Annotated in this window: 8 protein-coding genes; 4 read left to right on the top strand and 4 right to left on the bottom strand. The window is 70.3% G+C overall.

The genetic code is table 11. The annotated features are described in order from the left end of the window. Positions 1 to 14: 14 nt before the first annotated feature. Entirely contained in the window at positions 15 to 2,096 is a 2,082-nt protein-coding gene (locus tag AB0M95_RS25940) for an ATPase (RefSeq protein WP_363769525.1), read from the bottom strand. 249 nt (positions 2,097 to 2,345) lie between these two features. On the opposite strand from AB0M95_RS25940, the gene AB0M95_RS25945 reads away from it, so the two are divergent. After that, on the top strand, positions 2,346 to 2,774 hold the full coding sequence (locus AB0M95_RS25945; RefSeq protein WP_363769528.1) for a hypothetical protein: 429 nt from the start codon (positions 2,346 to 2,348) through the stop codon (positions 2,772 to 2,774). Between the two features lie 85 nt (positions 2,775 to 2,859). Here AB0M95_RS25945 and AB0M95_RS25950 read toward each other — a convergent pair whose 3' ends face one another. Next, positions 2,860 to 5,967, bottom strand: coding sequence for a tetratricopeptide repeat protein (locus AB0M95_RS25950; RefSeq protein ID WP_363769531.1), 3,108 nt, complete (start codon positions 5,965 to 5,967; stop codon positions 2,860 to 2,862). 657 nt (positions 5,968 to 6,624) lie between these two features. Here AB0M95_RS25950 and AB0M95_RS25955 point away from each other — a divergent pair. Both AB0M95_RS25955 and AB0M95_RS25960 read left to right on the top strand, forming a co-directional pair. Next, the gene (locus tag AB0M95_RS25955; protein ID WP_363769534.1) at positions 6,625 to 7,806 is read left to right on the top strand and encodes a hypothetical protein; all 1,182 of its coding nucleotides are present in this window, start codon (positions 6,625 to 6,627) and stop codon (positions 7,804 to 7,806) included. Beyond that, a complete protein-coding gene (locus tag AB0M95_RS25960; RefSeq protein ID WP_363769537.1) occupies positions 7,803 to 8,231 on the top strand; it encodes a hypothetical protein in 429 nt (142 codons plus the stop codon). Before AB0M95_RS25955 ends, AB0M95_RS25960 begins: the two co-directional genes overlap by 4 nt. On the opposite strand, the gene AB0M95_RS25965 is transcribed toward AB0M95_RS25960, so the two are convergent. After that, the gene (locus tag AB0M95_RS25965) at positions 8,149 to 10,206 is read right to left on the bottom strand and encodes a tetratricopeptide repeat protein (protein WP_363769540.1); all 2,058 of its coding nucleotides are present in this window, start codon (positions 10,204 to 10,206) and stop codon (positions 8,149 to 8,151) included. The two genes, AB0M95_RS25960 and AB0M95_RS25965, sit on opposite strands and share 83 nt — an antisense overlap. Positions 10,207 to 10,513: 307 nt before the next feature. Then, a complete protein-coding gene (locus tag AB0M95_RS25970) occupies positions 10,514 to 10,678 on the bottom strand; it encodes a hypothetical protein (RefSeq protein WP_363769663.1) in 165 nt (54 codons plus the stop codon). A 17-nt stretch (positions 10,679 to 10,695) separates the two neighbouring features. Here AB0M95_RS25970 and AB0M95_RS25975 point away from each other — a divergent pair, with 17 nt between their 5' ends. After that, entirely contained in the window at positions 10,696 to 11,364 is a 669-nt protein-coding gene (locus AB0M95_RS25975; protein ID WP_358526247.1) for a hypothetical protein, read from the top strand. The last annotated feature ends 374 nt before the right edge of the window (positions 11,365 to 11,738 follow it).

Below are 11,738 nucleotides of genomic sequence, written 5' to 3' on the forward strand. Positions count from 1 at the left end.
CCGTCTGGACTGGTTCATGCCGCGCCCTCAGCGTCCTCGCCGCCCGTGAGCGCGTAGGAGAGCGCGCTTTCCAGCTCCAGCTCCCGCCCTCGAGTGACGGCGTCCCGGAACCTCCGCTCCCCGAGGGCCTTCCTCGCCCGCGCCTCGGCCTGCTCGCCGGCCCCGTTCGGGTGGGGCAGGCCAAGGCGGACGCCGAAGGAGCGCTCGACCAGGTCGCCGATGCCGAGCAGCCGGGCCGCGCGCTCCATGTCGCCGAGACCCGCCGCCGTCCCGGCCAGGCCCTTGACGGCCGCCGCCATGCCGAAGCTGTCGTGCAGCACCCGCTTGGCGCGCAGGGACGCGCGGGCGTAGCGGTCGGCCGTCCGCATGTCCCCCCGGTCGATCTCGATCAGGGTGCGCACCAAGTCGCCGGAGGACCGCAGCCAGATGTCCCCGTAGGCGTCGCACAGCCGCCGCTGCCGGCGCAGGCACGCCAGCGCCTGCTCGTGCCTGCCGAGACGGCGCAGCACGTACGCCTCCCCGAGCAGCGCGTACGCCACGCCCGCCCCCGGGTCGCCGCCCTGCTCGTGCGCGCGGCGCGCCCGCTCGTACATCGGCAGCACCTCGTTGAGGTACCCCCAGTGCAGGCCGGTGTTGGCGCAGCAGATCGTCCCCCATCCGGCCGCCGCGCGGTGGCCCCCGGAGAACGCCTGGAACATGCACTCGGTGGCGAGGTCGTTGGCCTCCTCCAGGTCGCCCTGGAAGTCCGCCAGCCAGGCGCACGCCCACAGCGCCCGCGACCGGCTCGCGCCCGGCGCGTGGCACAGGGCGAGGGCCCGGCCCAGGTAGTGGCGGCCCTCGGCGACGAAGCCACAGCCGATCCAGAAGTACGTCAGCCGCCCGGCGAGGTCCAGGCCCACGGGGTGCTCGGCCTGGGCGTCGCCGAGGCAGAATTCCAGCGCCGAGCGCAGGTTGGGCAGCTCACGCCGCATGCGGACGTACCAGGCGACCTGGTCGGCGCCGAACCACTCGGCGTCGAACCGCCGGGCCAGGTCCAGGTAGTGGTCGCGGTGGCGGCGCCGCGTCCGCTCCTCCTGGCCGAGCTCGCGCAGCCACTCGGCGCCGTAGTCGCGCAGCGTGTCGAGCATGTGGAAGCGGACGCCCTCGCCGGTGTCGTCGCGGCGCACGATCGACTTGTCCACCAGCGCGTACAGCAGGGACTCGACCTGGTCGCGGCGGAGACCGGCGCCCGAGCCGGGGTCGGCGCAGACGGCCCGCGCCGCCTCCAGGTCGAAGTCGCCGGCGAAGACCGCGAGGCGGGCCCACAGCAGGCGTTCCAGCGGCTCGCACAGCTCGTGGCTCCAGCCGATGGCCGTGCGCAGCGTCCGGTGGCGGGGCTGGCCCGCCGGGTCGCCGCCCAGCAGCAGGCCGAAGCGGTCGTCGATGCGGCGCATGATCTGCTCGACCGACAGCGTGCGCAGCCGCACCGCCGCCAGCTCGATGGCCAGCGGGATGCCGTCCAGCCGCCTGCAGATCACCGCGACCTCCGGCGTCGCCGCGAACCCGGGCACCAGCGTGCCCGCCCGGTCCACGAACAGCGCCACCGCGCCGCCCCCCGCGGCGGCCTTTCCGGTCGCACCGGAAGGCCGCTCGGCCGGCTCCTTCGCGGGCTCCTCGACGGGCAGGGGTTCGACCTGGATGCACCACTCGCCGTCGATGCCCAGCACGCGCCTGCTCGTCGCCACCACCCGCAGCCCCGGGGCGGCCTCCAGGAGCGTGTCCGCCAGCGCGGCGCACTCGTCCGCCAGGTGCTCGCAGGTGTCCAGGACGAGCAGCGCGCGGCGCGGCTCCAGGAACTCGGCGAGGACCTCGATCTGCGTCCGCCCCACCCGCTGCGCCACGCGCAGGACGGAGCAGACGGCGTTCCCGAGCAGCTCCGGCTCGCGCAGCGAGGACAGCTCGACGAACCACACCCCGTCAGGGAAGGACGGCTGAAGAACCCGCGCCACGCGCAGGGCGAGCCGCGTCTTGCCGACTCCCCCGACCCCCGTCAGGGTGACCGAACGCGCCCGGTCCAGCGTCCGGACCACCTGGGCGACCTCGGCCTGCCGCCCCACGAAACTCGTCGTCTCGGCGGGAACACCCCCCGCCTTCGCCCCCGCAGGCACCCCACTCGCCGCCCCACGTCGCCTCGGCTCCGGCTGGCCCCGCAATCGTAATTCAGTACCGCGGATTTGCAAAGATCGTGCGATTCCAGTTGCTTATCGGCAAAAAGGGATAGGTGAGCGACTCGCGGTGCGTCATAACGGACGGCCATAAACCCGGCGGCCTATACGGATGCTCCAGGTCCGGGTGACAATCGGCGGATGAAGCGTCATCGCGCGTCGGCCGCCACGCGCATCGCCGCGCTTTCCACGGCGTTCGCCCTGATCTGCCTGACGGTGTATTTCATCGTGATTGGTCTAGATAATGCCGACAAACTGGCGAGTGTCCTCAGCGCGCTGACCGGCCTCACCGCCCTGGCCCTGACCTGGCACACCATGAGACGCCCCACCGAACCATCCCCGCCCACCCCCCCCGGGAAGACCCCCGACAAGGCCCCCGCGGCCCCCGTGCGAACGACCTCGAAGAGGGAAGGCGGCACCGTCCACAACGTCATCAGCGGTTCAGTACACGGCCCCGTGGTCCAGGGCCACGATTTCACCGGCCCCATCACCATCGGCGGCGCAGGAGCAGGCACAGCTCCTCCCCCGCCGCCCCCGGAATCCGACCGGAAACCACCCGCCGAGCCCTGATCCGCACGCCGGGACGACGCTGTTGCCTCACCGGACCCGCCGGGCCACCCGTCCACCCACGCCGGACGACACGGCCGCCCGGCTGTCAGAAGCCTCCGTCATCGCCGCCCAACCCGTCCAGGCGGATGCGGACCTCCTCGGCCTCGGGAAGTTCTAGCTGGATCAGCAGGTTGAGGGCCTGACGCAAGGAGATCCGGGTCGCCTCCAGGTCGTCGAGCCGCTCCCACGTGTCGGCGAGCCCTCGGTGCGCCCGCGCCTCCTGGTACAGATCACCGATGGCCCGCGCCGTCCCGATGGCCTGCTCGTAGGTGTCCCGCGCGGCCTCGTACCGCCCGGTCGCGAGATTCACGTCCGCGATCCCCACCAGTGCCCGCACCGCCTGATAGTCATCGGCGATCTCTCCGGCGATGCCTTTGGCCTTCTCGAAGTTGATCCGCGACTCCTCCGTCCCACCCATGTGAAGGTACGTACCGCCGATGCTGTTGAGGATGTCGGCCTGATTCCTCCGATCCCCGATCTCCAGGAACGTGGCCATGGCAAGGCCATAGCTCTCGAGCGCGGCCGAAAATCGGTGCTTGTACTGCTGTACGTCCCCGAGGTTGCTGTGCAGAATCGCCCGGTTCTGCTTGCCCTCGATCTGCTTGAAGATCGCCATGGACTCCTGGTACAGACGGACCGCATCCCTGTGGAACCCGCGGTGCTTCTGCACGTTGCCCATGTTGTTGAGGATCTTCCCCTCTCCACGCCGATCGCCGATTGCTCGGAAAGTCTCGAGAGCACGGGAAAGAAGATCCATTGACACCTTGTAGCGGCCCAGGTGCCAATGCACATTACCGCTGTGCCCGAGCGCCTCAGCCTCACCCCTGACGTTGCCAGCGGACCGATAGATCGCCCGCGCCTCCTCGTGAAGGGCGAGAGCCTCCCGGTATTCAGCCGTCGCCCAGCGGATGACGCCGATCTGGTCAACACTCCTGGCAACCGCGGACCTGTCGCCGAGGGAGCGGTACAACGACCTGGCCTTGCACGTGTGGACGAGCGCCTCCGCGTACCGGCCGATCTTGAATCGCGCCAGGCCAAGATCGAGCGACGCCCCCGCGACACCTCGCAGGTCGCCGAGGTCACGGCACGCGTGCAGCGCGCGGGCGTGCCCCTTCGCGGCCTCCTCCCACAGGCATTCCATATCGAGGTATTCCGCCATCACCCGCATGATCCGCGCTGTGTACGGCTTCCACTCGTGGTCGGCGGCGTGGTCGGCGAGCAGGAGCACCGTGCGCCACTCCTGCCCGAGCCACCGGCGCGCGTCCGAGACCATGGCCCGGTGTTCCTCCGGCCGCTCGCCGTCCGGGTCCGGCACTCGGCTGAGCACCTCGACGGCCTGTTCGGCCGTGCCCAGATAGTGTTCGAGGAGGCGCCCGACGGCCCGGCGGTTGTCGCCCTGGGGATCCTCGCGTTCCGCCCGGCCGTGGGCGTGACCACGGATAAAACCATGGAACCGGTAACGGCCGGAGGCTGCGGGCTGGAGCATATGGTGGCGGACCAGCACCTCCATCGCCTCCCGCGCGACCTCCTGTGTCGTCTCGCACAGAGCAGCGGCGGATGCCGGCGTGAGCTCATCGCCGGGCGAGAGCCCGAGCCGGCGGTACACCGCTCTGACGTCGGAGGGAAGATCACGGTAGGACGGCTCGAACACGGCGTCGAGTTCCGTCCGCCCCGTAATCCCGGGCCTGCCCTGGCCGGTGTCGCCCAGGAGGGGACCGGCCTGGATTCCCCGGGTCGAGCCCGTCGCACGCGCCGCCTCCAGCGTCATCGCGAGGGGCAGCCCCTCGCACAGCCGCACGATGTCGTCGATCCAGGACGGATCCGCATCGGGACCCGCGACTCTGCAGGCGAGCTTGGCCGCCTCCTCGCGGCTGAGCAGTCCGAGCGGGACCCGTCTCAGTCCCTCGGGCCCGTCGAAGGGGTTCCGCGTGGTGATCAGCACAAGGCTCGCCGACCGGGCGCCGAGAAGGGGCATCACCTGCGCTGGCCCTGCCGCGTCGTCCAGGATGACCAGGGCCCGTCGGCGAGCTAGCTCGGCATGCCACAGGGCGGCTCGCTCCCGTCGCGACGAGGGGATCCGGGCGGCTGGGACGCCGAGCATGCGCAGCAGCTCATGCAAGGCGGAATCAGTACTCAGGGGAGGACGAGCGGGGTCGTGGGCGCGCAGGTCGAGATAGAGGCGCGCGTCTGTGTGGTCGGCCGCCGACCTGTGGGCGATGTACAGGGCGAGCGCGGTCTTGCCGACTCCCGCCATGCCCTCGACGACCACGACCGGAGCCTCACCTCCACGGGCTGCGTCCACCATCCCGATCTCGGGCTCACGCCCGATGAAGTGCGGCGGGGCTGGCGGAAGCGTGTCGGGCGGCGGCGAGTTCTCAGGGAGGGGGACGGGACTGACCTCCAGATCGGAGTCGGCCCGGAGGACACGCAGATGGAGGGACCGGAGGGCCGGCCCGGGCTCCGTCCCGCGTACCTCTCTCAGATATCGACGGGTCCTGTGGTAGAGGTCCAGCGCGTCGGACCGTCGATCGGCGCGGTACAGCGCGGTCATGAGCTGTGCGACGAGGGTCTCGTCGTCTGGGTGCCTCGCGACGTGGTCGCGCAGCTCCTCGAGTACGCCCCGGTGGCGCCCAATACGCAACTCCAGATCGATGCGTTCTCGCCGGGCCGCCGCCCGTTCGTCCGCGAGCGTCCGCCCCATCCGCTGCGCCCAATCGCCCGGGAGCCCGGCCAGGGCGTTCCCCGGCCAAAGCTCCTCGGCCTCGCGGAACATATGGATGGCCCGGTCGAGTTCACCCCTGGCGGCCGTGTCCGACGCCTGCCGCCATAGGGCCCGGAACCTGTGCAGGTCGATGACCTGGGAATCGACGGCGAGCGTGTACGTACCGCTACGCGAGAGGATCTGGACGCGGTCGCCTACGACTTCGCGAAGTCGTCTGCGAAGGCGTGAAACGTAGCTCTGCAGGTCTTCCATCGCCTTGGGCGGGGGGCGCTCTCCCCAGACGTGGTCAATGATATCGGCGGCCCCGACGGGTCTTCCCGGCGAGAGCATCAGTATCGAAAGGATGAGCTGGGCTTTCGGGGGGCCGAGGGAGTGGTCCTTACCGACGGCGTACAAAGTCAGACCTACGCCAAGGAGCATCCTGAATAGCATCCAGCAACCTCCGAGCCATCCCCACGGCCCTTCCCCGCTCTAGGCGACAATGGCACGTTCCAGTTTCCTTACATATCCCCATCATGGTTAGTTATGCTATCTAGCCATATGGGGCGATTTGAGTTGAACCATTAGGATTTCAGGCTTTCTTTATAGAAGGTGCGAAGGGTCCCACAATGCGGCTAACATCAGATCTTGTCCGGAGGGCCCTCCAGTACGAGCCCGAGGTTCGGGCTGGACATTACTCTGTCACTACGACAAAGGAAGCATTGTGCGCACCAGAGTCCGCCGCATGCTGGCCGTGACCATATTGGGTTCCTGCGTCCTCCTGCTCGGCGCCACCGCGGCATCCGCCGACCCGGCAGGCCGGCCGCTCGGTCCTACACCGTGTTCCCCCCAAGGGATCTTTATGCCGTAGAGGGTCAGCTCACCTGCTGACCCATCACGGGCGACGGGGCCGGTCCGCATACGTGTCGGACCGGCCCCGTTGCGTGCCGGTAGAGCAAGCGAACCATCAACCCGTTCCCAAGGTCTCCGTCAACCCAGCCACCGCACACTCTGCCCATCCGGTCCATCCGAGGGCCGGCGACTGGTGCGGGAGGCACGATGGCATGTGAGCGGAGACGGCTGGCCGGGCCCTTCTCGTCAAGGGCGGGCATGGGGGACACCCACGGGGTCGAGCGCAGGGTCGTCATGGTGGTTCATCACCTGGCCGGGGCCACCCGCCTGGCGGACGTCGCTCATCTGGTGGACGAGGACCGGCGCGTACAGGTCGCGTACGCCGTACCGCCGTCCTCGGCGTACGCCAAGGGCGCCCACGACTACCTGGCGGACGCGGGACTCCTGGAGATGCCCTGGTCGCAGGCGGTCGAGACGCCGTGGGACCTCGTGGTGTCGGCGGGCGACGGGATGCTCGAACGGCTCTCGGGCCCCGTCATGACACTCAGCCACGGCGTGGGGCCGAACGGGTACGTGACCCGCCGGGACGGCCCCGGGCTTCCCGCGCCGCGCGCCGTCCCGGGGTTCGGCACGCAGGCGCTGACCATGTACGGGCGGGTCATCGCGTCGGCCATCGTGATGGCCCACGAGGACCACCGGCGAGTGCTCGCGGCCAGCTGCCCGGAGGCGCTTCCGGCCGCCGTCATCGCCGGTGACCCGTGTTTCGACCGGATCCTCGCGAGCCGGGCATATCGGACGGCGTACCGCAACGCTCTCGGAGCCTCGCCCGCGCACAAGGTGGTCGTGGTGTCGAGCCATCACGAGAGCGGGTCACTGATGTCGCGGTACCCGGAGATCCTCCAGTCGCTCGCGGAGACGTTGCCCGCCGAGCACTACCGCGTGGTGCTGGTCCTCCACCCCCTGATCTGGACGGCCCACGGAAAAGCGCAGGTGAGATCTTGGTTCTCCCGGTCGATCAGCGCCGGCGTGGCTCTGCTGCCGCCGGAGGAGGGATGGCGGGCGGCGCTGGTCGCCGCTGATGTGTGCCTCGCCGATCGCAGCAGCGTCGTTTGCTATGGGGCCGCGCTGGGCGTCCCGACCCTTCTGGCGCCGTTCGAGCCCGACGACGTGCTGCCGGGCTCGGTGTTCGCGCGGCTGGCGGAGGTCGCGCCCGTCCTGGACCCCGCCGTCCCTCTTGTCGGCCAGCTCGACGACGCCCGGCGCACGTGGTCCCCGGCGGACGCCGCCATGGTGCGCGCGCACCTGACCTCCGCGCCCGGCGGCGCGGCGCGGGAGATCCGCCGGACGATGTACCGCCTGTTACAGCTCACGGAGCCCGAGGTCGAGCCGGTCACGAGGCCCGTGCCGCTGCCTCACCCGTTCGGGCCGGTCGCGCGATGAAACTCCTGCGCGTCCTGATCAGCGAACCGGCTCCGGGAGGGCGATCCCGGGTCGTCGTGGCGGACGAACACGTGTGCGTGACGTCGGCCGAACAGCACCGTCTCGCCGTGGCCGATGTGATCATCGGCCTGGACCTGGGCGCGGGGACGGTCCGGGACCTGCTGGACCGTCATCCAGGGTGCCTGGTGGCGGCCAGGCCCCGGCCGGACGGCACATGCATCGTCGGGACCCGGGACGGCCAGGTCTCGGTGTTCGCGACGCGGAAGCCGTGGGTGGTCGCGGCGGCGGCACACGCCTGGACCGTGGCCGGCCGCCGCCTCGCCGCGCTGAGCACCGCGACGATCACGGCCGGCGGTGATCATCGCCGACGAGATCGTTCAGGCGGCGCAGGCTGTCCGTTCGTCGAGGTGCGCCGAGTTCGGTGAAGATCTCGACCGCCCGGGCGAGGTGATCTATCGCCCGGGCACGGTCACCGGTCGGCGCGAGCGCCTCGGCCAGCGACGTCCGGATGTCCGCCTGCTCGTAGCGGGCGCCGATGGTCTCGGCGAGCGACAGGGCTTCGGTCAGCGACTCCACCGCGTCCCCCGGGCGGCCCACCAGCAGGTACGTCCGGCCGAGGCCGTTCAGGACACGGACCTGGTTGTAGCGCTCGGACATCGCCCCGAACAGGCCGTAGGCGTCACGGAACCATTGGACCGCCTCGTCGAATCGGCCGAGGTCACGCGTGACTTCGCCCATCCGGCGGATGAGGAGTGCGACGCCACGCTGTTGCCCGATGCGCCGGTGAATGGCCAGGGCCTGCTCGAATCGCACGATGGCCTCACCGGGCCGGCCCATGCCGAGATAGGCCACACCTAGGCTGTCAAGCGCGGACGCCTCCCCCAGCTCGTGGCCAGAGGCATGGGACAGGTCGGCGGCCCGCCCGCACATTTCTGCCGCACGCTCGAAGTTCTGCAGGTTGAGATGCGCGGCGGCCAGCGCCAGCAGCATCCGGGGCTCCGCGCGCGGGTCGTCCGACTCGCGGGCCGAGGCCAGGCCCAGCTCGTGGGTCTCCACCCAGACGCTGTAGTGCTTGCGGTTGAGCAGGAGTGCCCAAAGAGACTCGCACGCCACCAGAACCAGACCGTGCAGTCTTCGCTCATGCGCGGCGGCCACCAACGCGCGCAGGTTGGGCAGTTCCGCCTCCAACCAGTCGAGCGCCTGCGCGGGCTCGGCGAAGTGCGCGTGCGCCGGGGCGTTCCGTTCGTACAGCGGACTCAGGTGCCAGCGGCCGGGGAGGGCCACCCGGTCGGCGGCGACGGCCGCCTCGACGTACCAGTAGGCGATCCGGGTGAAGGCGGCGCGGCGCTCCTCCGCCGTGTCGGTGTCCTCGGACTTGGCGTGCGCGTGGAGGCGTAACAGGTCGTGGAAGCGGAAGCAGTCCTCGTCCTCCTCCTGGACGAGGTTCGCCCCGACCAGCTCGTCCAGCAGGCGGGCCGCCTCGGCCGGGCCGATGCCGCCCGCGGCGGCGGCCGCGCCGGAGCCGAAGCCGACGCCCGGATGCTGGCCGAGCATGCGGTACAGTCTGGCCTCTTGGTCGCCGAGCGAGCCGTACGAGACGTCGAACGCCGCCTGGGGAGAGATGTCGTCGTCCGCGCTCATCAGCGAGAGGCGCCGGGTGGCGCCGCTGAGTTCGCCGACCAGGCGCCTGATCGGCCACCGCGGGCGCAGTGCGAGGCGGGCGGCGGACGCGCACACCGCTATGGGGAGCCGCCCGCACAGGGCCACCAGTTCGCGGGCCTGCTCCGGCTCGGCCCGGGTGCGATCGGTGCCGACCATGCGGCCGAGCAGGCCGAGGGCGTCGTCCTGGCTGAGCGGGTCCAGCTCCAGCACACGAGCGCCGTCCACTACCAGGCCGGAGAGCCTGCGCCGGGTGGTGACCACGACAAGGCTGCTTCCGGACGCCGGCAGCACCACGCGCACCTGCGCGGCGGAGAACGCGTCGTCCAGCATGATGATCAGCCGGCGGCCGACGGTGGCGGAGCGGAACAGCGCGGCCTGCTCGTCGAGGACGGCGGGAACGTACTCGGGGGCGATTCCGAGCGCGCGGAGAAAGCGTTCCAGCACCTCACCGGGGGAGACAGGAGAATCAGGCACGGAAGCGCGAAGGTCGGCGTACAACTGGCCGTCGCCGTACAGGTGACGGATTCCGTGCAACCACTTCAACGCCAGGGAACTCTTCCCTACACCACCGAGACCGGCGATGACAACGAGTCTCGGGGTGCCGGGTGATTGTTCTTCGACTCCGAGAAATCCGTCCAGCCGCGCGAGTTCGGCACGCCTGCCGATGAACACGGCGGGCGCGTGGGCGAGCTGCGCGGGCGGTGGAGTGCCCTGACGTGCTCCTACGGTGATCCGCACATCGCCGTGGATGGACTGGGCTTGGACGGCGGGACCGGTTACGGTACCACTGACCTCATTTGCCGCTGGTGTTGCGAATAACTCGGAACTTTCCTTTTGCTCCTCAGCCCCACTCATCGGCTACACTCCTGGCATCAGTCGAGTTCTCTAGAGAACTTCTCTGTTACGGCAGAAAGCAAGCCCGATTGTCATACATGGGCAACTGACGGCCGCGTTCGCCGCATGACAAATGCCGCAATTATGCACGAGATCCAGGAAAATCGAGAGATTGAATGGGCCACGGCCTCTCCACGAGGCGGCCGTCGGGCTACCGCGAGCCGCGTCTCACGGCCTCGGCGTGGCGTTCGCGGAGGCGGGTGCGGATCTGCTCCGGGGTGTAGGCGCGGCGGCGGCGTTCGGCGCGGGCTATCACCACGCCGGTCGCCGCGACGCCCGCGAAAGCGGCCAGTCCGAGTACCTTCCACCAGCGCATGTGCCTAGGCTACAGGCATGACCCGCGAGAGCATCGGCCTGGACGAGGCGATCGAACTCACGCGTACCGGCGACGTCTGGCTGTTCCGGGGGCGGACGGTTCCCGATCGCGCCATCCAGATGACGACCAACAGCCCGGTCAACCACGTCGGCATGTCGGTGGTGATCGAGGACCTGCCGCCGCTGATGTGGCACGCCGAGCTCGGCAGGTCGCTGCCGGACATGTGGACCGGCACCCACCAGCGCGGCGTGCAGTTGCACGACCTGCGGGACGCGGTGGTCGTGTGGGCCACGAAGTACGGCCAGCGGGCGTGGCTGCGGCAGCTCGACCCGGCCGTCACGCGCGAGATGGAGGACGCGCTGCTGCGGACGATCGCGCGGCTGGACGGCACGGCGTTCCCGTCCACCGCGGGCCTGGCAGGCCGCTGGCTGCGCGGGCGGGTGCCACTGCTGCGCCGGGGCGCGTCGCCCGCCGCGCTGGAGACGGCGTACTGCGCGGAGGTCGTGGCCGCGACGTACGAGGACATGGGGCTGCTGCCCGGCGGGCGCAAGCTCAACTGGTACGACCCGGGGCGGTTCTGGAGCGGCGACGAGCTGATCCTCTCGGCGGGCGCCCGCCTGGGCGGGGAGATCGCGGTACGGATCCCGCCGGACGCGCGCCCGTCCAAGCCCGCCGGGGCGGACTGAGCCCCCACCGGTCACCGGGGGCGGCGGAACGCGCAGTACGGGCGGGGCGGCGCGCCGGAGCGGAAGCGGTGGAGGGCGCAGAAGGGGCCGGAGCCAGACGTTCCCGGCACCGCGCGCCGCGGGGAACGTCTGCGGCACGGCGGCGGACGCCACGCCTTGAGGACCAGCGGCTGCCGCCAAAGCCCCAAATCGCCATTTATCCCACCAAAGAAGACATATAGCATTTTAGTTCGCATCTGATAGAGGGACCAGCAGGTACTCCGCTTTTGAGCGGCCCGAAATCTTCACCATCCGTGGCCAGTAAATCACCCGCCGGTGTGACCACCTGCCAGCGACACCGGCCCCCGCGATCCTCGAAGCATGCCGATTGGATA

Origin of the sequence: Sphaerisporangium sp. NPDC051017, from assembly GCF_040683095.1 — a bacterium.
Taxonomy (GTDB): Bacteria; Actinomycetota; Actinomycetes; order Streptosporangiales; family Streptosporangiaceae; genus Sphaerisporangium.